The sequence below is a fragment of the Priestia sp. 10L35 genome, from assembly GCF_056395685.1.
Map to the genome: position 1 here is coordinate 719,486 of NZ_JBFTKA010000002.1, position 25,940 is coordinate 745,425.

The 25,940-nt window shown below is 37.6% G+C and carries 29 protein-coding genes; 6 read left to right on the forward strand and 23 right to left on the reverse strand.

Annotated features, from left to right (window positions below):
- Positions 1-434 precede the first annotated feature (434 nt).
- From AC1DEF_RS09650 to AC1DEF_RS09660, 3 genes are all read right to left on the reverse strand, one after another.
- A complete protein-coding gene (locus tag AC1DEF_RS09650) occupies positions 435-1,043 on the reverse strand; it encodes a methyltransferase (protein ID WP_097823585.1) in 609 nt (202 codons plus the stop codon).
- A 60-nt stretch (positions 1,044-1,103) separates the two neighbouring features.
- Positions 1,104-1,280: a hypothetical protein gene (locus AC1DEF_RS09655; protein ID WP_013056791.1), complete on the reverse strand. Its 177-nt coding sequence runs from the start codon at positions 1,278-1,280 to the stop codon at positions 1,104-1,106.
- Between the two features lie 95 nt (positions 1,281-1,375).
- Positions 1,376-1,993 carry a poly-gamma-glutamate hydrolase family protein gene (locus AC1DEF_RS09660; RefSeq protein ID WP_043982121.1) on the reverse strand — a complete coding sequence of 206 codons (618 nt, stop codon included), beginning with the start codon at positions 1,991-1,993 and terminating at the stop codon, positions 1,376-1,378.
- Positions 1,994-2,381: 388 nt separating this feature from the next.
- Between AC1DEF_RS09660 and cyoE the strand changes: the two genes are divergently transcribed.
- Entirely contained in the window at positions 2,382-3,299 is a 918-nt protein-coding gene (gene cyoE / locus AC1DEF_RS09665) for a heme o synthase (protein WP_013056789.1), read from the forward strand.
- Positions 3,300-3,323: 24 nt separating this feature from the next.
- Here the strand turns inward: cyoE and AC1DEF_RS09670 are convergent, their stop codons facing one another.
- Together AC1DEF_RS09670 and AC1DEF_RS09675 are read right to left on the reverse strand one after the other, a co-directional pair.
- Positions 3,324-4,262, reverse strand: coding sequence for a carbohydrate kinase family protein (locus AC1DEF_RS09670; protein WP_097823586.1), 939 nt, complete (start codon positions 4,260-4,262; stop codon positions 3,324-3,326).
- A gap of 1 nt (position 4,263) precedes the next feature.
- Positions 4,264-4,473, reverse strand: a complete 210-nt coding sequence (locus AC1DEF_RS09675; protein ID WP_097823587.1) for a cysteine-rich CWC family protein — start codon at positions 4,471-4,473, stop codon at positions 4,264-4,266.
- A gap of 163 nt (positions 4,474-4,636) precedes the next feature.
- Between AC1DEF_RS09675 and AC1DEF_RS09680 the strand changes: the two genes are divergently transcribed.
- Positions 4,637-5,995, forward strand: a complete 1,359-nt coding sequence (locus AC1DEF_RS09680) for a D-serine ammonia-lyase (protein WP_097823588.1) — start codon at positions 4,637-4,639, stop codon at positions 5,993-5,995.
- Positions 5,996-6,026: 31 nt separating this feature from the next.
- Here the strand turns inward: AC1DEF_RS09680 and AC1DEF_RS09685 are convergent, their stop codons facing one another.
- From AC1DEF_RS09685 to AC1DEF_RS09695, 3 genes are all read right to left on the reverse strand, one after another.
- Complete coding sequence (locus tag AC1DEF_RS09685; RefSeq protein WP_255255715.1) at positions 6,027-7,409, reverse strand: PH domain-containing protein; 1,383 nt, start codon at positions 7,407-7,409, stop codon at positions 6,027-6,029.
- A complete protein-coding gene (locus tag AC1DEF_RS09690) occupies positions 7,402-7,884 on the reverse strand; it encodes a PH domain-containing protein (protein WP_013056785.1) in 483 nt (160 codons plus the stop codon). The genes AC1DEF_RS09685 and AC1DEF_RS09690 overlap by 8 nt, the downstream gene beginning before the upstream one ends.
- A 142-nt stretch (positions 7,885-8,026) precedes the next feature.
- Complete coding sequence (locus tag AC1DEF_RS09695; protein WP_477727356.1) at positions 8,027-9,358, reverse strand: NAD-dependent malic enzyme; 1,332 nt, start codon at positions 9,356-9,358, stop codon at positions 8,027-8,029.
- A 309-nt stretch (positions 9,359-9,667) separates the two neighbouring features.
- On the opposite strand from AC1DEF_RS09695, the gene AC1DEF_RS09700 reads away from it, so the two are divergent.
- Positions 9,668-10,246, forward strand: coding sequence for an LOG family protein (locus AC1DEF_RS09700; protein ID WP_097823590.1), 579 nt, complete (start codon positions 9,668-9,670; stop codon positions 10,244-10,246).
- Positions 10,247-10,275: 29 nt separating this feature from the next.
- On the opposite strand, the gene AC1DEF_RS09705 is transcribed toward AC1DEF_RS09700, so the two are convergent.
- The gene (locus tag AC1DEF_RS09705) at positions 10,276-11,484 is read right to left on the reverse strand and encodes a cytochrome P450 (RefSeq protein ID WP_477727357.1); all 1,209 of its coding nucleotides are present in this window, start codon (positions 11,482-11,484) and stop codon (positions 10,276-10,278) included.
- Between the two features lie 285 nt (positions 11,485-11,769).
- Between AC1DEF_RS09705 and AC1DEF_RS09710 the strand changes: the two genes are divergently transcribed.
- Positions 11,770-12,501, forward strand: coding sequence for a ZIP family metal transporter (locus tag AC1DEF_RS09710; RefSeq protein WP_097823592.1), 732 nt, complete (start codon positions 11,770-11,772; stop codon positions 12,499-12,501).
- Between the two features lie 83 nt (positions 12,502-12,584).
- The gene (locus AC1DEF_RS09715) at positions 12,585-13,133 is read left to right on the forward strand and encodes a DUF4825 domain-containing protein (RefSeq protein WP_097823593.1); all 549 of its coding nucleotides are present in this window, start codon (positions 12,585-12,587) and stop codon (positions 13,131-13,133) included.
- A gap of 19 nt (positions 13,134-13,152) precedes the next feature.
- Here the strand turns inward: AC1DEF_RS09715 and AC1DEF_RS09720 are convergent, their stop codons facing one another.
- Positions 13,153-14,055 carry a GNAT family N-acetyltransferase gene (locus AC1DEF_RS09720; RefSeq protein ID WP_097823594.1) on the reverse strand — a complete coding sequence of 301 codons (903 nt, stop codon included), beginning with the start codon at positions 14,053-14,055 and terminating at the stop codon, positions 13,153-13,155.
- Positions 14,056-14,209: 154 nt separating this feature from the next.
- Entirely contained in the window at positions 14,210-16,069 is a 1,860-nt protein-coding gene (locus AC1DEF_RS09725; protein WP_477727358.1) for an N-acetylmuramoyl-L-alanine amidase, read from the reverse strand.
- A 472-nt stretch (positions 16,070-16,541) separates the two neighbouring features.
- On the opposite strand from AC1DEF_RS09725, the gene AC1DEF_RS09730 reads away from it, so the two are divergent.
- On the forward strand, positions 16,542-16,922 hold the full coding sequence (locus AC1DEF_RS09730; protein ID WP_013056777.1) for a plasmid mobilization protein: 381 nt from the start codon (positions 16,542-16,544) through the stop codon (positions 16,920-16,922).
- A 56-nt stretch (positions 16,923-16,978) separates the two neighbouring features.
- Here AC1DEF_RS09730 and AC1DEF_RS09735 read toward each other — a convergent pair whose 3' ends face one another.
- The 12 genes from AC1DEF_RS09735 to AC1DEF_RS09790 form a co-directional block, all read right to left on the reverse strand.
- On the reverse strand, positions 16,979-17,173 hold the full coding sequence (locus tag AC1DEF_RS09735; RefSeq protein WP_043982100.1) for a DUF8096 family protein: 195 nt from the start codon (positions 17,171-17,173) through the stop codon (positions 16,979-16,981).
- Between the two features lie 84 nt (positions 17,174-17,257).
- Positions 17,258-18,256, reverse strand: coding sequence for an N-acetylmuramoyl-L-alanine amidase family protein (locus AC1DEF_RS09740; protein WP_097823596.1), 999 nt, complete (start codon positions 18,254-18,256; stop codon positions 17,258-17,260).
- 96 nt (positions 18,257-18,352) lie between these two features.
- On the reverse strand, positions 18,353-18,889 hold the full coding sequence (locus AC1DEF_RS09745; protein ID WP_097823597.1) for a hypothetical protein: 537 nt from the start codon (positions 18,887-18,889) through the stop codon (positions 18,353-18,355).
- A 135-nt stretch (positions 18,890-19,024) separates the two neighbouring features.
- Entirely contained in the window at positions 19,025-20,347 is a 1,323-nt protein-coding gene (locus AC1DEF_RS09750; RefSeq protein ID WP_097823598.1) for an LLM class flavin-dependent oxidoreductase, read from the reverse strand.
- Between the two features lies 1 nt (position 20,348).
- Positions 20,349-21,071, reverse strand: a complete 723-nt coding sequence (locus AC1DEF_RS09755; protein ID WP_097823599.1) for a riboflavin kinase — start codon at positions 21,069-21,071, stop codon at positions 20,349-20,351.
- 165 nt (positions 21,072-21,236) lie between these two features.
- Positions 21,237-22,010 (reverse strand): amino acid ABC transporter ATP-binding protein, encoded by a 774-nt coding sequence (locus tag AC1DEF_RS09760; RefSeq protein WP_097823600.1) that lies wholly within the window; start codon positions 22,008-22,010, stop codon positions 21,237-21,239.
- Positions 22,007-22,717, reverse strand: coding sequence for an amino acid ABC transporter permease (locus tag AC1DEF_RS09765; RefSeq protein ID WP_097823601.1), 711 nt, complete (start codon positions 22,715-22,717; stop codon positions 22,007-22,009). Before AC1DEF_RS09765 ends, AC1DEF_RS09760 begins: the two co-directional genes overlap by 4 nt.
- A gap of 27 nt (positions 22,718-22,744) precedes the next feature.
- Positions 22,745-23,443 carry an amino acid ABC transporter permease gene (locus AC1DEF_RS09770; protein WP_097823602.1) on the reverse strand — a complete coding sequence of 233 codons (699 nt, stop codon included), beginning with the start codon at positions 23,441-23,443 and terminating at the stop codon, positions 22,745-22,747.
- A 74-nt stretch (positions 23,444-23,517) separates the two neighbouring features.
- Positions 23,518-24,339: an amino acid ABC transporter substrate-binding protein gene (locus AC1DEF_RS09775; RefSeq protein ID WP_097823603.1), complete on the reverse strand. Its 822-nt coding sequence runs from the start codon at positions 24,337-24,339 to the stop codon at positions 23,518-23,520.
- Positions 24,340-24,408: 69 nt separating this feature from the next.
- The gene (locus tag AC1DEF_RS09780; protein ID WP_043982088.1) at positions 24,409-24,675 is read right to left on the reverse strand and encodes a glutaredoxin family protein; all 267 of its coding nucleotides are present in this window, start codon (positions 24,673-24,675) and stop codon (positions 24,409-24,411) included.
- Between the two features lie 26 nt (positions 24,676-24,701).
- On the reverse strand, positions 24,702-25,226 hold the full coding sequence (locus AC1DEF_RS09785; protein ID WP_097823604.1) for a GNAT family N-acetyltransferase: 525 nt from the start codon (positions 25,224-25,226) through the stop codon (positions 24,702-24,704).
- Positions 25,227-25,236: 10 nt separating this feature from the next.
- The gene (locus tag AC1DEF_RS09790; RefSeq protein ID WP_097823605.1) at positions 25,237-25,767 is read right to left on the reverse strand and encodes a hypothetical protein; all 531 of its coding nucleotides are present in this window, start codon (positions 25,765-25,767) and stop codon (positions 25,237-25,239) included.
- Positions 25,768-25,940 lie beyond the last annotated feature (173 nt).

Here is a 25,940-nt window from a genome sequence, read left to right on the forward strand (position 1 = left end):
AACAGCTGTGCACTTATTTAAAAATAAATAAGCAATTTCTTTACCCTTTTTTAGAGTAAAAAAATTGCTTATACAGTATATGCTGGGTTCTTTTCTCTAAAACCTTATCATAAGTGCCGTTTTTGTTAATTTACGATTTAGCATACAAATTAATAAATTTGTTTTTGAGAGTTCTTATTTCTATCCACTAAATGTTTATTAACTTGTATGTAGCCTTCTCTTTCTGTACTAGCCCCGCCTGCGCTGAGTACACCGATAGCCACGCATGCTATCCAACCTAATTTCATTATAACAGAAAGCGCTTACATAATAAAGTGTTATGCTTTAATTTCTAAAAAGTTATAAATACAATCAGCAGGTCTTTTTCCACCTCCTGCTGATTTGTTAAATAGAACCGGCAAGATCCAGCATTATCAAACAGTAAATAGATCGTCTTAATAAGCTACTTTATAAATCAAAAACCGTTCATATGGGTTTTTACGATCCAACTCTGGCAGCATTACCTCTTCTTTTAAAATGAAAGAAGGATGTTTTTCGAGGTGATGAAGATAATCCTCCGAACTATAATATAAAATCAAATCAATCTCGCGCTTATTCTCTTCCCACGAAAGCAAAATATTGTTCACTACTTGGATAAAGATTTGAACTGAAAAAGGATTAAAAAAATAAAAGCAGTTGTCTAATGGATGAATCTTATATTCCTGGGCTAAACAACACTGAAAATGAATAGGATGTTTGCGGCCCTTGGCTTTTTTCAAATAGCGCCTCTGGTTATCTATGGCCTGCTCATAAAAGTGTTCATTCATTTCTATCCCTACGGCGGTGGCATTGCACAGGTAGTTCACATAAAAATTTAGCCTTCCTTTTCCACACCCGAAGTCGACAATTCTATCGCTGCTTGTTAGCTCATACTGAGTGAAAAGTGTTTCTAATGCACTATAAGGCGTGGGTTCATAACGATGGTAATGAAATGAATCATTAAATCCCTTTTGTTCTCCCGTTGTTCTTATATTTAATAAAGCGTCATAATATTGCTCATTCATGGCCAATCTCCTGTTTATAGTTGTTGAAAAAGAGAAGGACAGATGTCCTTCTCTTTTTTCTCACTCTACTTTCACACGCATTTCTGATATTTTAAGACCAATCTCTTCGATTAACTGCACAGCTTCCGCTCGCTTTTGATCATCTAATGTGCTGATTCCCCGTACGTCTACGCTTTTTAAATATCGATAAGAGGCTTTAAGACGTTCTAGGGTATCTTCTTGGTCAAATGTTTTCATGATTATCTCCTCCAGTATATGTAGTTACTATATGTATACCACAAACATGTCCGTAATAAATCTAACCTGTTTAATAAATACTAAACGTATCTGATTTATCTAAGAGGAAATGCACTTCTAATAGCTGATATATACTCAAAAAATTCCTGAGTTTTCGAATTTTTACGTTCATTTCTCGTGTTAGTTGCAAAAAAAGCTTCTCTTTGCGCTTTACTTATCTCAATTTGCACACCCATCCGCCTAGCTGTTTTATTGGTTATATTTCTAGGGCTTGTACCGGAAAAAGGGTCTTGATCTGATAAAATTTCTGTACTAAAACCTTTGGAAACAAGCGCTTCATACACTTTGGATCTTAATGCCTTGTCAGCACCGCCGATTTTAGTGTGTTTTTCACTTTTATCATTGTATCCATGAAAAGATACGGCATAGTCTTCTTTCGATATAATAGTTAGCGCATGAGGTTCATCAAAATGAGTGGATGTGATATGAAGATCGGCATTTCCTGCTTTCTTTAACCCTTCAAATATATAGTACGAGTATTCGTTTCCTGCTAGCCCAACAGCAAGTTCGGATGTTCCAGTTTCGATACCTCCGCCGTGTATCGCAAGCATAATAATGTTAGAAGGTCTGATTTCGAATTGAATTTTGTAGTCTTGGTTGTATACTTCATGAGAGGCAAGTTCAGAGAAGCTAGCATATTTATCTGGCATCATATATCCTCCTTGTGAATAAGACATAGTAAACAAACTTATTAGTTCTTTCTTTAATGTACCACATCTTTTCTTTCATCACACACTATGTGATTGCAATTACCAATAAATATGGTACGATTAAGTTCGAGTTTCTTGCTCGTTAAAAGTTCACCAGATAGTCAAAATTTTCATTTTTAAGCATTCCATTTTTATCTTATAATAAAGGATGTACTTATTTTTAATTGGTAATTCGACATTATTCTTTGTTTTTTTAAAAAGTTCAAGGAATGTTAACAAATTTTACGAGCAACCTTGATGTAATTACGATATTTTTTTGTTAAAATAGTTTAGTTGATTAATAAAGATTAGGTTTATTCATGTAGGAATAAGCTCAAAAAGGAGAATTGCTGTGAAAAATACCGAAGTTATCACAAAGGAATCACTTCCTATCAATCAGTATTTTTCCCGGGAAGTAATCAGTGCTATTATAAAAACTGGGATTATTAAATCGAACTCACTAGGAATGGTTGCTGGGCTTTGTCTCGCAATTGCTGTTAATGACTTAAGCTTTGTGACACAAATTCCTATCATTATTTTGGCTTTAATTGGGACATCCTTTGTCGTAGGAGGAGCTGGGGCAGTTAATAACTTCTATGACCGTGATATTGATGCGATCATGAAACGTACGAAAGACAGACCGACGGTAACAGGAGCGGTCAACCCTAAATTTGCTCTATGGTTAGGACTGGCTTTATTTGTTATCGGTGTAGGCATTTTATTTTTAGTTTCTAACATGGCCGCCATTATGGGTATTTTAGGATTTTTCTTTTATGTAGTGCCTTACACTATGCTCACAAAACGTACAACTATCTATAATACCGAAGTTGGAAGTATTTCTGGAGCTATGCCTCCAATCATTGGCTGGGCCGCTATTTCACCAGACTTATTTCATCCGGTAGCCATTGGATTGTTTGTATTTATGTTTTTATGGCAGCCTCCTCACTTCTACGCTATTGCCATTAGAAGACTTGAGGAATATAAAGCCGCAGGTGTACCAATGCTTCCTGTAGTAAAAGGTATCCGTCGTTCCAAAGTCCAAACGCTTGTATACCTAGTTATTTTGCTAGCGGCATCTTTCTTATTTTTGTCGTTTAGTAAAATTATCGCATTTACAATGTTCGGTTTAACACTAGTATGGATGCTTCTTGGAATTGTTGGATTTAAAAAATTAGAAGATACAAAATGGGCTACTTTAATGTTTGTGTTCTCATTGAACCATCTTACGATTATTTTTGCCCTTATGATTATACTGTCATTTTTTAAATAATAAACGTTCAAAAGCAGGTAGCTATCAGCTACCTGCTTTTATACTAGATACATCTTTTGCTTTAAGCGAAATCATTCCTCCGTACCTTGCCGAAACTGCTCCACCTAACGCGTTAGCAAACATTGTGTACTGCTTCTGTGACTCCTCACTTTCAGGTAATCCTTTTTCGTGAACACACCATAAAATTCCTGCCATAAATGCATCACCCGCTCCCGTCGTGTCTATCACCTGCACTTCATTTGCACTCACATGAAGCGTTTGATTTGCAGTAACGGCTGCTGCGCCATTTTCTCCCTGAGTGACCCATACGTACGGAATATGATACGCGCTCAGTTTTTCTAGGCTTTCTGTCAGGTCTGCTGAATTCATCAAAAATAGGAGCTCATCTTGAGAGATTTTCAAAATGTCTGTTTCGGACAAAAACGGTGTCACGATATTTCTACATGCTGCTTCACTTTCCCATCTTTTCATTCGAATATTTGGATCAAACGCTACAAGCATACGATGTTTTTTTGCGAGCTTCACAGCTTCTTTTGTAGTTTCCTGGGAAATCGGATGAAACAACGTACCTGATCCAAAATAAAAAATCGCTGCCTGCTCAAATAAAGCTTCCTGCAGCTCATGTTTGTACACTTGCTCATGAGGTGTAGAATCTATGTAGGAATGAAAGTAACGATCTCCTTCTTTACTTTTATGTACATACACTTCACAAATTTTTTTAGTCTCCGATATTACACAGCCGCTTTGATTCACTCCTTCAATTAAAAGGTTCTTTCTTACAAAATCACTTGTTTCATCACTGCCTAACTTACAGATATAATATGCTTTTGCTCCTAACTTCTGAACGCCGACTGCTACATTAACGGTTGTGCCTCCTAAAAAAGGGGCAAAGCTAGTGTTAAATTCGTTTTTAGCAATATAATCAATAAATGCCTCACCGTATGAAATAATTCCTTTTTTCAAGTTAATCCTCACCTTCTTTCTTCTGTCTCCCAACGCATTTGACACATACACACGCTTTTCCTCTGCTTCCTAAAGGAATTTGTTTAAACAGATCAGGAGTAAAAACTTTCTGCATGCACCAACACTTTTCTATTTCTCTGCCTTGTACAGAAGCACAGTTATTTTTTTCTCCGCAGATAGGACATCTGCTATCATCGCCTGAAAATGGCATGAATTCCTCTCCTTTTTTTCTATGCAGTTGTATAGATTATCTTTATTAGTATACAAGAGGTGGTTAAAATGTGCGTTCTGCTTTTTGATATTTTCGTTTTCAACTTCTTCTATTCTTGGTACTATACATATAAAGGAAATAACATATTGCGAAAGGAGCTTTTATGACAACTCATTTATTTCACCAAAAACCCCTTGCTACATGGATGCATGAATATCCTTTATTAACACCTTTAATCAATAAACAGGAAATACTTTGGATAAATCCTTATATAAAACCTGCTCAAAAAGCACTTTCTTCTCTTTCTTTACATACCAAAGATATAAAAGATGCAAAAGAACGACTTTTTCGCTTTTCTTCTTTTCTTCAAATCGCTTTTCCGGAGCTGAAAGCATCAAAAGGAATCATTGAATCACCTCTTCAAGAAGTTGCATACATGAAAGACTATTTAAATCAACAAATGAATAATAAGCTGCAAGGAAAATTATTGATGAAATGCGATCACGCTCTTCCCATATCAGGTTCTATTAAAGCAAGAGGCGGTATTTATGAAGTATTAAAATTTGCTGAAAGTCTTGCTATCAAAGAAGGACTGCTTACCGAGGAAGACAGTTACGCTCTTCTAGCTGAAGAACGATGTGAAAAGTTATTTTCTTCTTATTCTATTGCAGTAGGATCTACCGGTAATTTAGGTTTAAGCATTGGTATTATGAGCGCTACTCTCGGCTTTAACGTCACGGTCCATATGTCAGCGGACGCTAAAAAATGGAAAAAAGATCTGCTTCGTTCTAAAGGTGTAACCGTTATTGAATATCAGTCTGACTACGGAAAAGCCGTGGAGGAAGGACGAAAGCAAGCCGAAGCAGACCCCGCCTGTCATTTTATTGACGATGAACAGTCTAGAGATTTATTTCTCGGTTATTCCGTGGCGGCTTTACGTTTGAAAAAGCAGCTAGCCGAGCTGCGGATTCAAGTAGACGCCGAACACCCTTTATTTATCTATTTGCCTTGCGGAGTAGGCGGAGGTCCTGGCGGTATTACGTTTGGACTAAAAGCAATATACGGTGATCACGTTCACTGCTTTTTTGCTGAACCTACTCACTCTCCTTGCATGCTGCTTGGATTAATGACCGAGCTGCATGACGGCATTTCCGTTACGGATATTGGACTTGACAATGTAACAGCTGCCGATGGACTAGCTGTAGGAAGGCCATCTAGCTTTGTAGGTGAAACGATAAAATCGCTTATTAGCGGAATTTATACCGTAGAAGATGATCAGCTTTTCCGATTTATTTATGAGCTAGCCAATCGTGAAAACATGTATATAGAACCTTCAGCAGCGGCTGGTTTACAAGGCCCTCTCCACCTGTTGGAAAGCGGGTCGTCCTATATACAAGCGCAAGGACTAGAAAACGATATGTCAAAAGCTACTCACCTTGTATGGTCAACTGGAGGCAGTATGGTGCCAGTTGAAGTGATGAACAGCTATTACGAGCAAGGGAAAAATTTAATGAATAGATAACGTCAAAAGGCATGGAGAACAATGATGTTCTTCATGCCTTTTTAGCTGAAGTAGCTTGCAGAAAGATAGGATGCCAAATCTCAAATGGAAAATATCCGGACTTATAGCTTCCGCTTGTACCCATAGTTGCAATTTTTATTTTCCTGTATCCTTTTTTCCATAAAAAAGTGCCTGCAAACACCTCAATTTCTTCTATTTTCTTCCTTCTAATAATCGTTGTTTTTCGTGTTAAAAACTGCGATCGAATACTGACAAATACATCGTTCATCATCAAGCCGCCTTGACGATAGCCCAACAAGTGAATAAGTACGTATATAAGGCATAGCACAGCAATAATCCACACAAACATTGATTTCCAAAAGCTAATGCCAATCCCTGCTGCCGCAAATAACAAGACCGGTAATAGTAATGGATACCACGCATATTGAATCGCTGTATTTCTTGGACACTTTATATATTCATAGTGCGGCACATATACGTTCATTAATGCTGAAATCTCTTTTTGCTGGATAAACGGGTGTAAATAGACCTTTTCTTTTAAATCAGAGGTTACGACGTTTAACGAAACGGAAGACCATCCAAATAAGCGCCGGACCAACCCTTCCTCTATCGTAACAGCCTGTATTTTATGAAAAGGAATCGTAAGGGATTTCTTATTTAACAATCCGTATTTAATATGTAGATAATGATCGTAGCGCTCTACTGTAAAACCGCCAAATCGTATTACATATAAAACAATAGACAGCAAATAAGCAAGCACCACAATTACAGCCACTAATACAAATAAACCAAGCATCGATTGATGAATCACTTCTTCGTAAGCTGTCTTCAACCAGCGGTTGATATACGTATCAATATACTGATAGAGAAAACCAAGAGCAGCAAATATATAGCCAAAATTCCCGGAAAACGCAGCAGCTAACGCCAGCTGTTTCACCGACACTTTCATCGTACGTTCAGGACTTTTTTCCCTTATTTCCGGCTGACTCCCCGACAGCTTTAACGTATCTTTAAGATGGTGCGCTTCTTTTAGTGAAATACCAGATAAATCAATTTCAGCATCCGTACCGCTGCTGGCCGTGTCAATACGAAGCCGGGCTAAGCGAAGAATTCTAAAAACAAACGGCTGATCTAACTGAATCGATTGAATGCGATTGCGTTGAATAAATCGTTTTTCTTTTTTAAAAATCCCTTTATACAGACGCACTTCCGTTTCTGTTACCTCGTAACGAAATTCCTTCCAAGTAAAAAAAGCAAATAAAGCGACTACGCCTCCCGCCAACAGCGTTGCCCACCAATATGTAAACAATAGGTGCCGATTGACAATAAATACAAACACAAAAGGCAGGATATTATTTTTTATATGTTCAATAAATGCTATTGCAATATATAGCGGATGCAGCCGCTTACTCATCTTCATCATCTACCTCTGCTAGTCTAGCAATATACTCTCGCAGTGCTTCAGCATCTCTTTGTACAAGTGCAGGAATTTCGACGCTTCCAGCTGCTGTAATGATTTTAACAGATGCCAAGTCAAATTTCCGAAAAATCGGCCCTGTCAATGTTTCAACGTGCTGCACTTTCACAAGCGGAATTTTCGTATGATACCAGATGAATAGCCCTCTTTGTACATCAATTTGAGTATCTGTGACTTCATATGAATATACATTCATATATACATTTGGAGCTATAATTGTATATATGATAAAGCTCACGACTAATAATCCAGCTGATATCCATCCAATAATTGACCACCAATCAAAAAAATGAACGAGTAGAAAATAACCCGCTGTTGCAAGAAGCCACAGGCTATGCGTAAAAATGGATTGCCAGCGCATCGCTTTTTTAGCCTCGAGGGGCAATTTGCCCTTTAAATGTTCAAACTCCATAAAAACTCCTTTCTCTACCTTTTTTACTATTTCTATTACTATATTACGTTAAAAAAGGAAAAAAGTTTCACAGTTTGCTATTTTCTTATTATTTTTTGATAAAAAACAAACAAGGCTGCCTATTTCGAGGCAGCCTTGTTTGTTATCGATAAACGCCGTCTTTCTCTCCGTGTACAACAGCCGCTCTTTCAACTGCTTCAGATACTGCTTCATGTACAGCTAGATTAAGAGGATGAGGAACTAAATCGCCTGGACGCGTTGAATTTGCAATGGCTTCAGCTGCAGCTACAAGCATCGTATGCGTAATATCACGCACCCCCGCATTTAACACTCCTCTGAAAATACCTGGGAAGCCAAGTACATTATTCACTGACCTTCCATCCGTAGCGTAAATAGCTCCTGCTTCAAGAGCATCTTCAGGTTCAATTTCTGGCTTTGGATTAGAAAGTGCTAGAATGATTTGCCCTTTTCGGATCCATTCTTTTTGTATTAATCCAGGTACACCTGTTGTCGCAATAACAATGTCACAGTTCTCCATAAGCTCTTCTAATGAATCCGCTACTTTTCCACCGTAGCTGACTAAGCGCTCATTCGCTTCAGGAGACTTATCAGCTCCTATCACCTGTTTGACACCGTAAGCCATGAACATTCTGCAAGTAGCGATGCCGGCAGCTCCTAAGCCGATTTGTCCTACTTTTGCTTCTTTCAAATTCACACCTGTGCTGCGACAAGCTGAGATAGCTGCTGCTAGCGTCACAACTGCTGTTCCGTGCTGATCATCATGCATAACTGGAATATCGAGCTCTTCTTTTAAACGTTCTTCAATTTCAAAGCAGTGAGGCGACCCTATATCTTCTAGTAAAATGCCGCCAAATCCCGGTGAAATATTTTTAACCGTTTGAATGATTTCTTCCGGCTCATTTACATTCAACAAAATAGGGATAGCGTTTACATTGGCAAGTTGATCAAATAACGCAGCTTTTCCTTCCATAACAGGCATTCCTGCAACTGGACCAATATTTCCTAATCCTAGTATAGCGGTACCATCTGTTACAATCGCAACCATGTTTCCAATGCTCGTATAAATCTTCGCTTTGTCCGGCTGTTCTTGAATAGCACGGCAAACGTTTGCTACACCAGGGGTATATACTCTTCTTAAGTCAGCGATCGACTCAATTTTCATTTTGCTTTTCATTTGAATTTTGCCGCCTTCATGGGCATGAAGAACTTCATCTGATACTGTATGTAAAGTAATGCCTTCTAAACTGCGAACCGCTTCAAGCAATTCCTCAAGCTGGTCTTCACTTTCTACTTGAACCGTAATGCTTCTCATGGTGTAGTTATGTCCTACTTTAACGGTTTCAACCTCGCCAATGTCTCCTCCAACATTTCCGATAGCTGTTGCTACTCTTCCTAAGTTTCCTGGTACGGTCGGTGTTTGTACCATTAATGTGCGTATTAAATTGTTCATCATATCCCCATATCCCCCTTGTCTTAATCCTGCAAGTGCGTACACTTACTAAATGAAGCGTTTAAAACGGTCAAATTTCCTATAAGTTCATGTTACCTACTTATCTTACAAGTAGATCCATACGTACTGTCTTTTCTATTAAAAGAAAAGCAATAGATAACGCTTTCAAACAGACGTTTCGCTTTGATTATAAGCAAAGTTTTTAGAATAATCAAGCGATGACATTGTGAAAATTCATAAATTATTAAGAAGGAATTTGTTCTTCATAAACAGAAAAGACTTATATAGAAAAGAAACAAAGGAGTGAAGCAGTTGAAATCAATTTGTGTATTTGCAGGATCAAGCGCTGGAATAAAAACAGAATATAAAGAGACAGCCGTCTCGCTAGGACGCTACATGGCCCAAAAAAACTACCGGCTGATTTACGGAGGCTCACGAATGGGCCTGATGGGAGAAGTCGCAAATGAAATGCTTCAGCATGGAGGCGAAGTCATCGGCATTATGCCCCGCGGTTTGTTTAGCGGTGAAATTGTTCATACCGCGCTGACAGAACTCATCGAAGTAGAGAGCATGCATGAGCGAAAGGCAACTATGCACGAGTTAGCTGATGGTTACATTGCGCTTCCTGGAGGTTTCGGGACATTTGAAGAGTTGTTTGAGGCTCTTTGCTGGGCTCAAATTGGTATACATAAAAAACCAGTAGGGTTATTAAATGTGAACGGCTACTACAACCCGCTTATGCAAATGGTTCAGCATGCCGTAGATGAAGGGTTTTCTACAGATTCTGCTATTCGTCTCATCAATATTTCTGATACTCCTGAACAGCTTATCTCTTCAATGGACACGTACACGTCTCCTTCAGAGGACCAAAAATGGAACACTGAACGCTAAAAAGCAAGCGCATAATTTGCGCTCGCTTTTTAAGCTTTATTAAAAGTAATCTCATATTTTTTTACGCCAAAAACAAAAGGGCTGCCTATTGGCTTTAAAGACTGATTCTCAACTTTTAAAAACTCGCCTTTCTCTAGTAACTTAGTAAAAGCAATTTTCCCTTCCATTCTTGCTAGCGGTGCTCCTAAGCAAAAATGGATGCCGAATCCAAAGCTCACGTGAGGATTTGTTTTACGATGCACGACAAAAGTGTCAGGCCGTTCAAACTTAGCTGAATCTCTATTTGCACTTGCTGCCCAGCTAATTACCTGCTGCCCTTTTTTAATCTTACACTCTCCAAGTTCTACATCTTCAGCAGCTATGCGTCCAATCGCTTGAATAGGAGGATAATAGCGAAGCGTTTCTTCTACCAGGTTCGGAACTAGCGATATGTCTTGACGAACTTCATTCTGCACGTCTACGTCTTCTGTCATATACCGGACTCCGTTCGTAATTAAGTTTGTCGTTGTCTCATTACCTGCTACTAGCAATAAAATACAAAACCCCAGCACTCCCTCTTCTGTTAAATGCTCGCCGTCGATTTCTGCTTCTAAAAGAAGCGAAATGAGATCTTCTTGTTTATTTTGCTGACGCTCCACGATAATTTCTTTAAAATACCCTTGTAAAAAAATCACGCCTTCATTACGCTTTTGCATCATTTTCGCAAAAGCTTCGTCTGAATTATTTTCAGCACCGCTCACTAAGTCATCGGAGTATTTTTTAAACAGTTCTCGGTCTTGGATTGGTACTCCTAGCAATTCTGCTATTACAATAATCGGCAGTGGTCCAGCAAAGTCTTCTATATCAAACTTTTTTTTCCTGCTTACTTCATCTAATAAATAATCTGCAATCTCTTCAATATGACTCTCTAAGTGCTGAATAGCTCTTGGCGTAAAAGCTTTGTTTACTAAGTTTCGTAACTTTGTATGTTTTGGAGGGTCCATCATTAAAATACTTTCTTGGCGTTCTTCCATTGCTCGTTTGGATGAAAAAAGCGACGGGTTTTTTAAAATATACTTTACTGTTTCATAATCAAATACATCCCAGCAGTTTCGGCTTTCATCGTAACGAATAGGTGCCTCTTGACGCAGACTGTTATAAATATCAAATGGGTAAAGTTGCTGTTCAACTGATTTGATTTCTTGCATAGGAATCAAGTTAGCATAGCGATTTTCTCTTTTTACTGCTTTTGAATTCATCTCGTATTCCTTCTTTCGTTTAAAAGTGACCTCGTTAAGTTTTTTAACCTTCTACAGATCAAAGAATTTTTTTCCATCTTTGTATCTTTTGATCAGACTATCACAAGGTTTTTTCACTTTCAACGGACATAATCAGAAAATTTTGTCAATTATACAGAAGACTTATTTTATTTAAGGTCTAAATAAGTGATTTTTTTCCATTTTTTTAGTTCATTTATCTTGTTTCATAATAATCATAGAGATGGTTACACTACAAGTAAGTACGTAAGAAAGTAGGGATCTCATGTGATAGATGCCCTTATGTGGGGTGGTGTCTCAGGCTCAGCTGTATTAATTGGAGCTATTATAGCTATTTTTGTACCTTTAAAAAAACCGTTGACTGCTTATATTATGGCTTTTGGCACGGGCGTTTTGTTAGGAGCTGCTGCTTACGAGCTCATTCAAGATTCGGTAAAAGAAGCAGGAATCATTTCTTCTTCTTTAGGCTTTTTAACAGGCTCAGCACTTTTTACTCTTCTTGACATCTCCTTAGCTAAAAAAGGCGCTCACAAAAGAAAACGTTCGGACCACCTTGTCCCCGCTAGCTCGGGACTAGCCATTTTTATTGGTACCATTATGGATGCTATACCTGAGTCACTGATGATTGGCGCAAGTTTGATTGAACAGCACCACGTTAGCTGGCTGCTTGTTGTTTCTATTTTTATCAGCAATATACCCGAAGGAATCTCCGGGACAAGCGGACTACTAAAAAGCCAATATAAGCAAAAGAAAATTTTTTCATTATGGCTTTCTGTCTTCTTTATATCGGCTCTTTGTTCTTGGATTGGATATCTATTTCTTCAAAATGCTACCCCAAACATGATGGGTTTTATTGCCTCATTCGCCGGTGGTGGCATTGTGGCAATGGTTGCTTCGACGATGTTGCCAGAAGCTTTTGAAGAAGGTGGTCCTGTTATTGGTTTTATTGCTTCATTAGGGTTATTAACTTCTATTATTTTGGATTATATGTCTTTTTAATGAATAAACTTATATTTTGTATGAAACAAAATATATAAGTCTTTCGTCTTTACAAGTAGATATAAATAAAAGGAGTTACCATTATGAAAAAAATATATGCTTCTCTTACACTTTGCACAGTACTCACTTGCCTATCAGGGTGTGCTTATGCACCTCATAATAATCTGTCTGCCGAAAGAGTCTCTGCTTCTTCTATTCAACATACTTCTTCTTCAAAACATGAGGCTTCAATAGAGGAAATTACAAATAAGCTTCCAGGACACGTTTATTTAAAAGGTATAACCTTCCAAGATACGCAAAAACCTTATTACTTAACAATTAATTACGCTGCAATAAATAATAATCAGCATACGTTTGAAAAAAGCTGGACGTCTGTTAAAACCAAACGCATACTTTTACATAACGCAACCATCTTACTTTCTGCCGTACAAAATGCTGACAGCGTTCACTTTACTATTAATACGACTGTTCCTCAGACAATCACCATTACTCGAAAAGAGTTAAAGGACTTCTACGGAATAGATCTTCGGAATTATAATGACGTGAAACAAGTATGGAAAGAAAAATTCGAAGGACAGCAAGAAAAAATCGAGGAATTTTATGATGCACATCCAATTACAGAAATGCAGTAAAAGCGGCCCATGGCCGCTTTTAAAGCTGTTTTTTCATAAACACCTGCTCAAGTTTGATTCCTTCATCTGTATATAAATCTTGAAAACCAAATGATTTTAACATTTTCACGAGTAAGCTATTTCTTTTTTCAGGTACATTATATGTATTGTAAGCAATTGGTCCATACATATTAAAAATAGTTGCTAATAAAAAGCCCAGAACGTCCTCTGAATTTGAGATATGTTCCTTAACGCTTCCTTGATAAAAAGTAATGGAATTCACAATGCCTATGGAAGAAAAATTCCTTTGAAATAACAGATAGCCAACTTCTTCGTTTCTTTCATTCAACGCAATAAACGATTCTCCATCACGAATACAGTCAAACTGATTTTTCCACGGAACATCGTATGTATAAAAGGGTAGGTTCTGAATATCTTTTGCAAGCCTTCGCTTTAACGAATACGTAAGCTGATTCTTCTTTTTAAGTAAAGAAGCGTGAAAACTACCTCTATGCTTTAGAAATAAAAGGGTATCTACAATCTCATATCCATATTTCTGATAAAGGTGAATGGCTTTTTCATTCACTTTAAATGCTTCCAGACTGGCTTCCACTACTCCTTGCTGCTGGTATCTCTCAAGTGTAGCTTTTAGTAAGGCTTCTCCAATTCCTATTTTCCGGTAAGGTAAGGCTACGCTTGTACCTCCATTCCAAGCATGTTTTTTTCCCTTGACCTTTTTTATTCCATTTAACATAATTCCAGCTGGTGTATTATTATAAAAAGCCATAAAAGAATGGTCGACAGATAGCTGATCAAAACCAAACCTACAAGTGAATTGATCTAGTGACAGCTCAATCGGAAGATAATAATCTTCAAAACCCTTATTGAATGCTTGTAATGCATCAGAAAAAGAACACTGGCTTAGAGGCTTAATTATAATCACGGGACATTCCTTCCTTTTGTAAAAAGATAATAAGCTAGAAAATCATTATAAGAAAACATCATCAATAACCTTCTGAATTTTTGTGGTTTTAAAAAAAAGAAAGAGACATACCATTTAAACACCCTGTCTCTTTCTTTTCTTTTAACACTCTATTCTATTGTCTTTTACCCTCTACATCTGACGCTTTCACAAACGCATAGCGGTGATTAAAATAAATTTGATAATATTCGTCTTTTCCAACAATCATTTTGTGATCGTTTGGGTTTGTTGTAAAAGTTGGGGCATAGTAATAGTCACTCCTTACTTTCTCTACCCCCACGTACACCTGCTCTGGAGAAATTTTATACTGAAGTGGCACCATAGCTTTAACTGGTATATCAGAAGGATAGGCTGAAGCCTCCGGGAAAGCTCCTCCGTACACTTGAATGCTTTCTTTCCCTGGTTTTGGCGTTAATAATATGCCTGTACCTTCACTTGTATTTTTATTATGCGGATTATAAAACCAGGCTTTTTGTCCTCCGTACCAAATCGCTGTCCATTCTCCTTTTGTCTCAGCTACTGCATACGTCTGTCCAGTTACTGCTTTGCTTCCCCAGTCTAACGTTTGTTTCGTTCCAGGCCCTGAAGCTGCAGGCTCATTCAGCAGCGGTGAATCATTGCTGGGAGCTTGATGCAAATACACAAAGTTGGCCGGCTGCTTTGGTGCATCTGATACTTCTGGCTGATTGTTTTGAAAGACTGGATTAATCGTAACGGCTAGTTTGTTTGTATGCTGGCGCTCGACCGGGCTTCCTACTAAATTCATGTAGTGCCCCCAATCCCAAAACGGCCCGGGATCTGAATGCATACCTGATTGAGCCTTAGGAGACAAACCCGGCACCTCATCATGACCAATAATATGAGCTCGGTCTAATGGAATATTATATTCTTTGGCAAGGTGGCGTACGAGTCTTGCCGAAGAACGATACATTTCTTCCGTAAACCAAGTAGATCCTTCAAGGGCGAATCCTTCATGTTCAATTCCAATACTGTGTGTATTAAAATACCAGTTTCCTGCATGCCATGCTACGTCTTTGTTATGGATCATCTGTGCGATGTGACCATCACTTGAACGGATTACATAGTTTGCAGCGGCTCTATTAGGGTTAGCAAACAAATCAATCGTTCCATCATAACTTACTTCTGTATCATGAATAACAATATAGCGAACATCTGATTTTTGGCGGTTTGCAATATCATAGTTTCCATAATTTGAAGGACTTTCGCTGAATTTCCCGTAAAAAGCAGGGATGTATTCACATTTTAAAGATGCCGGACAATCCGCTTTATTCGTATTGGAATTTTCAGCACGAGGAATCGACATATCTATATTTTGAGGGGAAATTTTAAGATGCTGTCCGTCTGACGTTGTATGCTCTGCTCCTTTTTCCAACGTTTCATATACATCATCGGCAAATACTTGAGCGTTTTCTTTATCCTGAGAAGCACTGTAAGCGGCGACTGCATCGTACCATTTTTGATCAGTGGACGGTATGTTTCCATTTTTGTCTTTTGCGATAAAAGCCAGCACAGCAGCGCCACCGCGAATATTTTGCACAGGATCTTTTTTTAATCTTTCTTTATCTGAGTTAAGCAGCTTAGCAGCTAAGGAGAGAGTTTGCTGTTTATCATATGCTGGTTTTGAAGGCACAGCTCCGTTTCCTTTTCCATCTTCTAAAGAAGGGATGTCTGTTAAATGCATAAGACCGTATCCCCCGGCTGCACTAGGTTTTCCATTATGACTTTCCCAGCGCGACTTGTTGTAGGAAATTGCTTTTAAAAGCGAAGCTGGCACACCAAATTCTTTAGATGCTTGTGCAAATGCTCGCTCTAAAGAATCTGACTGATTCTCTGCCGCCAAAGCGACTACAGGCTTTTGCAGCGTATGAAGGGGCATATAAGCTGTACATATGACACCAGCCGTAAGCATGGCTACCCCTATCTTATTTAGTTTTAATCTTTTTTTTAGTTTCAAACGTATTCCTCCCCCGTAAAGTATGTAAATGAGGTCAATAAAGACATAATATGACTTTACCTCGTTCTCAACCATTTCGTCTTCTTTCTTTCTATTCCCTTGAGACAATAGTCTAGAAGATTCGACAGAGTTACTAGGAGGAAAGATGTGGTATGAGGAAAAAATCATAAAAATCATCCCTCTTCTTTAAAGCTGCGCTCTCAAAAATGGTTGAGTACAACAGCGGTCCATTCATCCCTTTTGCTGCCTTTTTAATAAAGCAGCAATATTGTAGATAATGACATTCCTTCTATAATTCAACTATTACTAAACCAAATTTCTTAATTTACCAGTTTTTTAACAGACTGTACGTTCGACATTTTAGTAACTTTTCACCATAGTTAACCATGGAAAAGGTTGCTATTATTAAAGACAAGAGAATGTTTACATATGATTGAACGCAGCAAGAACTGCTCTTGAAAGGAGATACCTTATGAGAGGACACAGCATTCCAGCAATTAAGTTGAATGAAGAAGAAAAAGAAAAATTAGAGGAACTTATTGAACACTATAATTTAAAACGAACGTCTCTCATTCGAAAATTTATTATGGATGGAAAAGTTAAGCCTCCTTTAATCGGCAAAGAAGCAGGTGTGGAACTATTGGTTAACCTGCGAAAGATTGAGTCTGAACTAAGCCGGCTAAGCAATAATATGCATCAAATTGCAAAGTACTTACATAAACCAAAAGATAAGCAAAACCATTCACAGAATCTTGAAGAAATCCTACTAGAAATGATGAAAAAACAAAAACATGTACAAGAAGATGTAGAGACTATTTCAGAGCAGCTTAGCGATCATTTATACGTTAAATAGAGAAAAAACGCTCTTTTCATTTCAGAAAAGAGCGTTTTTTATAAAGAAGTAGGGATTTAAATGCTTTTTTTCATGCCGCACTTTGCGCATGTACGGATAAAAATAAAGTCTTTTACTAAGCTTTTAAATTTCACATGTCCACAGTTATCGCATCTGCCTGCAACTTTATCCGGAAACTCCTCATATACATATATTTTTGTTAAATCAATCGCTTCTTGTTGCTCTTCCATTTCCATCACACCTTTATGCATCTTTACGATTCAGCTCTTTATATTCTATCAAAAATAAGTAAAATTACTAGGGTGAAAGCTTCAAAAAACAAGCAGGTTTTTTCACTATTTTTTTATCCGTTCAGCTTTGTACCACCAATTTTCTCTATCTAAAAATGCTTTTACATTCAGTATTTTTTTATCGCGAAGGGTAATGATGGCTGCCGCGGCTCCTTCTTTGGAAAAGGTTACGGCTGTTTCTAATTTCTCTTTTGTCACAAACACTTTTAATGTTTCCATATTCTCTTTTGTTAATTCCGCAGTTGTGATGGTTTCTCCTTCAATGATTGTATCTTTTTTTTCAATAAAATGTTGTCCATCCATCACCCAGGCTGCACGTGTTTCACCATAAACTTGAAAGAAGGTATTCTTTTTTAAATAACCTGTTCTCTCTGACATATTTGCATCCTTATACGTCTCCGTATCCTCGGTTGTTTTTATCCATAAAGGTTTATATAAAAAAGTAGGCTTTGGAAAACCTTCCTCGTCAGAATCTCCCACAGAATTTGTAGATTTAGACTCCAAGTTTAAAAACTGCGCAATCCCTTGTGCATATGCCACCCCCATATCTTTTAGAAATTGAGGATTTTTTAAGAGCTTTGCATCGTTTTCTGTATCAATAAACCCGATTTCAGTTAGTACAGACGGCATATAGGAACGTCTTAACACACTATGATTAGCCAATTTCCTGCCTCGGTTAAAGTGATTGTATTTAGTGAGAACAAATTTCACATGATCGTGAATATCGTTTCGTAACACAATGGTTTGGTTATTTATATTTTTGCTATAAATAAAATCTTCATATCCCGTTTCGCCGCCTAAATTTATATGAATAGATAAGTATACATCAGCACCCCACGCATTGGCTTTGTTGACCCGTTCATTTAATGACAAAAACACATCGGTTGTACGCGTTGTACAAAGAGAAAATCCTTCATAGTGAGTAGAAAGAAAAGAGATGATGTACTGTTGAACAGCTAACACTAAGTCTTTTTCATATAACCCGCTGGCGACAGCCCCTAGATCTGCCCCTCCGTGACCTGCATCTAAATAAATTTTTTTCATATAACCTGTCTCCTCCTTATCCGTAGCATATGCATGAATAAGCGAAGACGTTTGTTATATAAAACTACTTTTATGTATAAAGCTTTTTACTATGACTCATTTAGAAGTCTTTACAACTGATTTACCATAGCTGGTAACATCAAAATATGTATTTGATCCATCGTCTTCATTGATCACAACATCTAAGTCATGAAAATAACGATGAAGCTCTTTTAACAGTGCTTGATCTTTCGTCTGCTCTAGCTGTCCAGCGAGCTTCTCCATATGCTGAAAGTCTTTCTTTAAAACAGAATCTTTTACTTCAATCGTGCCAATCGTATTATTAATGGCTGTGGCTTCTTCTTGTACGGCAGGCCAGTCTGGATGCTCAATGGCACTCCACCCCGTCAAATCATTTAGTACGTCATGATGTTCAGCAATAAAGTCTTTTGCCTGCTGATCGCTGCTTTCCAGCTTATCAACTTTTTGTTGATCCACTTTAATGGCACTTGCCTTTATACTTTGCTGTGATAAAAAAGGAATTTTTCCGTTTTGGTACAATATCCATCCTGTCGCTCCTCCCCCGACTAAAAAAAAGGATAAAGATACCGAAATGATCATACGCTTCTTCTTACTTTTATGTCTTTTTTCCATTTGACTCCTTTCCGGGTATTCAAAACCCTTTAGGCCTTATGAACTGAAACGAATAACCTACAAAAAGAATTTTACCATATTTTTAATATTAAAAATATTAAAAAAGAGACTCCTTCGAGTCTCTTTGAATCCACTTCAGTTAACTTTTACCTGTGTGTAGCGATTTTTAGGAACATTCAAATGCAAGTTACTTCTTAACGTACTCCCTTCGTATTCTGTACGATACAGGCCTCTTTCTTGCAGTATCGGTACAACATGTTCAACAAAGTCATCTAAGCCATGCGGAACGCTTGAATGAATAATAAAGCCGTCAGCTCCTTTTTCTTCGAACCACTGTTCCATCAAATTAGCGATATGCTCTGGCGTCCCAATAAATTGTGTTTTAGGTGTAGCAATTCGCAGCGCTGCTTCTCGCAGTGTCCACTTATATTTTTTGGCGTTTTCTTTAATTTTGTCGGTTGTACTGCGGAAACTATTATTCCCTATATCCCCCAAGTCAGGAAATGCATCATCTAATGGAAACTGTGAAAAATCAAAATGATCGAAAAAGCGTCCTAAGTAGTTTAGCGCATGTTCAATTGTCACCAATTGAGAAAGTTCTTCATATTTTCTTTCGGCTTCTTCGTTTGTACTACCAATTATAGGACCAATTCCCGGAAAAATTAAAAGTTCGTTTTCATTGCGTCCTTGCGCTGCGGCTCTCAATTTTACATCTTGGTAAAAAGCTTTTGCTTCTTCTAAATTGTCTTGTCCCGTAAACACTGCGTCAGCCGTTTTTGCTGCTAAATCTTTTCCGCTTTCAGAAGATCCTGCTTGAAACACTACGGGCTGCCCCTGAGCTGAGCGCCCAATGTTTAACGGACCTTCTACAGAGAAAAATTCGCCTTTATGATGCAATCGGTGCAGCTTTTTCTCCTCAAAAAATTGTCCGGTTTCTTTATTTCGAATAAATGCATCATCTTCCCAAGAATCCCATAATCCCTTTGTTACTTCTAGAAACTCTTCAGCTATTCTATAGCGTTTGTCATGAGTGGGGTGCTCTTTTCCATAGTTAAGCGCAGATCCTTCTAATGGAGATGTTACAACATTCCATCCCGCTCGGCCGCTGCTAATATGATCAAGTGAAGCGAATTGTCTAGCCACCGTAAACGGCTCGCTATACGAAGTCGATAGAGTGCCGACTAAGCCAATATGAGAAGTGACAGAAGCAAGTGCTGATAGAATAGTAAGAGGTTCAAAACGATTCAAAAAATGCGGAAGCGATTTTTCATTGATATATAACCCATCGGCAATGAACACTAAATCAAATTTTCCTTCTTCCGCTTTTTGAGCCTGCTGCTTGTAAAAACCGAAATTAACGCTGGCATCTGACAAAATTTCAGAATGTCTCCACGCCCCCATATTACCTCCGACTCCATGAATAATAGCCCCTAGCTTTAATTGTCTTTGATGTGTCATATTACCATTCTCCTTTTTCATACCCATTCATAAATTCTCGTAATTGATTGGTTAAACCGCCTGCTCCAAAGCGAAGGACTCCTTCTTTTTCTGTCTTTCTTCCATTTCCTTCTTGTGCAAATTGCAAAAAAGCGATAACGTGAACTCTTCTAGGATGAATATTTTCAATTCCTTCGTCATAAAACCATTGATCAATTGTATTGTAAATCCCTTTATTGACTCTGAATTGACTGTGGCACCAATTAAAAAACTGGAGATCAGGCAGATTTAAATATCTCGTTTGCCCTAGCTTGGAAGCTGAAGCTTCACTAGATACATAACCCATATGTTGAAATCTTTGCTTTGCTTGTAGCGTATCAGCTTTAATTTGATGCTTTAAAAATTCAATAGAAGGGAATTTTTTCTCTCCTCTCACCCGAAAGATCACGTCGCATTGAACTGTCTCTCCATAAATAACGTCGTTAAAATCCAGAATATGAACCTCAAATGTTTTAGATAGTTCCGATCCAAATGTCGGCTTAACCCCTACATTCATAACTCCTATATGTTCAAGTCCCCGCAGATGAACGAGGACACCATACACGCCATTTTTTAATTCCTCATGCTGAGTATCTATATTAGCTGTTGGAAACCCTAAGTGTCTTCCTTGCTGCCTTCCAGGTACAACCTGCCCTTTTATAATAAGTTTTTTGCTTGTTTTAGCTTTTAATGCTCCTCTATTCACTACGTTCACCCTTCTTCCCTTAAGTCTAGTAAAAAATAAAAGGTTCTTTGCACAATGTGTGACATTGTGCAAAGAACCTCTAGTGATCTAGTCGGTTTGTTTAATTTGATGATTTCATCATATACTTATTATTCCTATGAGTCAAGTTGGTTTTCGATTAAAATATTAGATTGTTTTTTCATAAATATAAGAGTAAGGAGAATGCGTTGGGTTAATACGCTTGAAAAATTGCTTTGTTCGATCTTCTTTTGGGTTTAAAAATATGTCTTCAGGATGACCTTGTTCGACAATCTTTCCTCCGTCCATAAATACCACGTGATTAGAAACTTCACGGGCAAAACTCATTTCGTGCGTAACAATGATCATTGTAATTCCTTCTTCAGCAATTTTACGAATAACAGACAGTACTTCACCCACCAGTTCAGGGTCCAAAGCAGACGTCGGCTCATCAAATAAAATGACTTCAGGATTTAAAGCAAGCGCTCTAGCAATGCCCACTCGCTGCTGTTGACCTCCTGATAACTGACTTGGATAAGCATTTGCTTTTTCAGCAAGCCCCACTTTTTCAAGGACGTCTAAACTGCGTTGTTTCGCTTCTTCCTTTGGCAGCTTTTGAACAATAACTAGCCCCTCCATAATATTTTCAATAACGGTTTTGTGTTTGAACAAATTGTATTGCTGAAAAACCATCGTTGTTTTTTGTCGAAGAGTTAAAATGTCTTTGCGGTTTGGCTTTTGGCACTGAACCGTTAATTGATCAATCGAAACTTCTCCTTCATCTGCTTTTTCTAAGAAATTAATGCAGCGTAAAAACGTAGTCTTTCCAGAACCACTCGGTCCTAAAATGGTCACAACGTCGCCTTTTTTAACAATTAAATCAATACCGTCCAATACTGTATTATCACCAAATGTTTTTCTTATATTTGTTAGTACAATCATACAACCCCTCCTCGATTATAAACCGTTAATTTTCGTTCAAGCAGCGCTGTTATCCCTTCTATTAACATCGTCAGCATCCAATAAATAAGAGCAGCAGCAATATAGGCTTCTAAAAACTTGAGATTATTCGAAGCTACGATATTAGCAGCACCGTTTAGCTCTTTTTGCGATACGATGAATGCGATAGAAGACGTATGCAAAAAGCCGATGAAAATATTACATAAATTCGGTAAAGACAAAGCAAACGCCTGTGGAAAAACAATTCGTTTCATTGATTGAAAACGATTCATCCCAATGGCATACGCGGCCTCAATTTGTCCTTTTTCTACAGCTAACAAACCAGAGCGAATAATCTCTGACATATAAGCTCCCGCTGTAAAAGACAAAGCGATTAATACAAATACGACAATAGGAATGCTGTTTGCATTGAAGCCCCATCCATAGTAACTCGATACTTTATTAATAAATAACGGGAACCCTAGGTAAATAACCATAATATGAAGAATAGCAGGCGTTCCTCGGAAAAATGATACGTATACGTTGGCAATTGGCGTTATTATTTTTACTGAATTGATTCTCACAGCCGCAACAGCAATACCAATAAGCAACCCGCCTAGTAACGGACCGGTGGTAATAAGGAGTGTTAAAGGTAATGCCTTTAAAATTTCTACAAATGCTGTCCATATAAACGGTACATCAATAATCATGTTTACACCTCTTTTAGTAAGCTCGTTTTATATATGAACAGGCTGATCATGTTTTTGCAGCTTCTGTTCTGATTTCACAAAAAATTTCTCTAATATAATCGCCACCAAATAATAAATAATGGCAAGTGCGATATATACCTCCACTGCATGAGCCGTTGCAGCGATAATGGTATCTCCTCTTCCCATCATATCCATCACACCAATGGTAAAGGCTAAAGACGTATCTTTTAAGGACCCAATCACAAGATTTCCAAAGTTAGGAAAGGCTACAACGAGAGCTTGCGGCAGCACAATTCGAGTGAACGTTTGTTTTCCGCTCATTCCTATACTATAAGCTGCTTCGGTTTGCCCTTTATCTACACTATTAATGGCACCGCGCATCATTTCAGAAAAAGACGCCGCCGTGCTCAGTGAATACGTGATAATAACAAATACGAGCGGAGCCATTCTTGAAACGTCAATATGAATCAATTGTAAAAGGGCAGGTATCCCGTAAAAAACTAAAAATAATTGAATTAAAATAGGGGTTCCCCTCATAAAAGAAATATAAACTGCTGCTATTTGACTTAACACCGGTATTTTATAAATACGAGGCAGGGCAATAAACAATCCCAAGGTACTGCCAATCACAAGTGAAGCAATCAAAATCCAAATTGTAATATGCAAATAAGATAATACTTGAGGAATAGAGGTGAAAATCAACTCTATATCAAATGCTTTTCCCATCTTTTTCTCTCCTTTGTTTCCCTCTACAGGTAGCGAAAGGACCCAAGTTCAAGGCTTGGGTCACAGTAAGTGCTTTAGTTATTTCCAGCTGCTTTTGTATAATCTTCTCCCAGCCATTTTTTACTTAATTTTGTCAATGTTCCGTCTTCTTTTATTTCTTTTAGCGCTTTATCCACATCTTTTTGTAAACCTGTTTCATCTTTGCGAAGCATAAAATATACTTTTGAATTTGAAATAGCAGGCCCTACAACTTTTTGCTCTGCGTCCGCTTGTTTATTGACAAAGTCAACTGCAAACGGCGTACTAATCGTGGCATCCGCACGCCCTGTTTTCAGCTGCGTTTTTGTATCATCAGATCCTTGGCCTGAATAGACGATATTAATTTTATTTCCATGTTCTTTGTTATACTTATCGATTAAGTTAGCAGAATTACTCGTTGCTCCTACAATTACCTTTTTACCGCTCAAATCTTTAATTGATTTAATAGACGTATTTTTTTCGTTTACAACTACATGTAGCGGAAAGATATTATAAGGTTCTTTGTTAAAAAGGAACTTTTGTTTTCTCTCTTCATTTACTTCCATCTGATGGGCTACTAAATCAATTTTGTTCGATTCTAAGCTCAAAAGTAAATTAGAAAAATCCATTGTCTTAAATTCGAACTTATAGTTTGGAAGACGTTTGTCTATTTCTTTAACAAGTTCTACGTCATACCCTGTTAGATTTCCTTTATCGTCAAGAAAGCAAATGTTCGGAAATTGCGTACCTGTTCCTACAATAATTTTTTGTACTTTGTCTTTGCTTGCGTTAGCCGCTGTTTCTTTATTTGGTGTTCCGCAAGCGGCTAGTAATAAAAGAAGTGATAAAAAGATAGCTATCAGCTGTAGTTTTTTCATGTGTTTTGTCCCTCACTATGTCTCAAAATAATTTATTGTTTTAATGAATGAATAAAATAGATGTTCCAGCTATTTAACGATTGGTGAATAGTCTTCAATCAATTTTTCTATTTGTTCATAATCTTTTTCAATTACTCCTTTAAACTGCCCCTCGTCTCCAATTTCAACGACCGGTACATGGCGAATACCGTATTTAATTTCAAGTAAATCCCGCAAATAATCTTTTCCTTCTACATCGATACTTTCATATTGATATCCTTTCTCATGAAAATATGCTTTTAGTTCCTCGCAATGATGACAACCTTTTCGATTCCATAATAAAATCTTTGCTGACATGGTTTTTCCTCTTTTCTTTTAAATGATTAATTAGCTTTTTGTAACTCCTTGTGTTTTTCTAACTCATATCTTTCGGGATGTAAGATTTTCCTTAAGAATACGCCTTTTCCTTCTTCTCCTTGATCGACTTCAAAAAAGCGTTCATACCCTTTCCTTTCATACATAGGAATCAACCACGGGTGTTGATCAGAAGTAGCTAATGTAACGGCAGGAGCCCCCAGTTGATCTCGAATAATCGTTTCTTCAACCCATGTTAAGAGTTTAGAACCTACTCCTTTCTTTTTAACCAAAGGATCTACGGCAAACCACCATAAGAAAGGCCAGTTCGTTATTTCTTTATACGTTCTTGCTGTAATCGTAGCTACGATTTTTTTATCACTTTCCAGCACGTAGCAACGGCTGTTTTGAATGTTTTCTTTTACAAGTTCAATCGTTGCCGTTGCGGCTGGAAACTTAATTCCTAGCTCTCGAATCGGCTCGTATGCTCGAAGTGTTAAATTCAACAGTTCTTTAGCATCTTCTACGGTTGCTAATCGAAATAATTCACTCATTTTCTTCACCTCATTTTATAAATGTTTGAAGAGATAGATCGGCTTTATAAATCAGCTCATCCACAGCTTCCTTTAAACGACTTTTGGCATTCGCATTGTTGATGCCTGTAAAAGAGACGTATTCATGCAGCAGAAAAAGACTGCTGAGCCAATAAGGCCTACCTAAAAAAGACGCTAAAAGTTTTAAATCATACTTAGCTTTTAGTAAAGAATTCACATTTTCACCAATAAGAATTGGCAGAAGTATTTTTTCATGCAATAAATCTTCTGGCAATATTTTTGTTAGCCGTTCAAAAGACTGTACGTATGTTTCATTTACTCCAGATAACAGAACGATAATACTTTTAGCTTGGTTCAATTTTGAAATAAATCCCTTTACTTCCTTCTGTGCTTCCTGCTTCAAAGCGTGTACATCATGATACAAAATAGTTTCTGCGTGCACTCCTTTTGAGGTTAAGCAAGCTTCTAGCTCATCTTTCACTAAAGCTATTTGTTGATAATTATGAGAGCTTCCGTTATATAAAATACATACATCGCTCACTTTCTTCCCCTCCTTTTTATAGCAAAAAGGCTCCTGGAGTTTCCTCAGGAGCCTTTGGTAGACCAATCAGCTTTAACTGTTTGTTTGATAAAACCGGAGAATGAAGTGAAGTGTCTTTGAAACATACTCACTTAATTCTTATTTATCCAAGTTGTTTTATCGGCTTTTCTGTT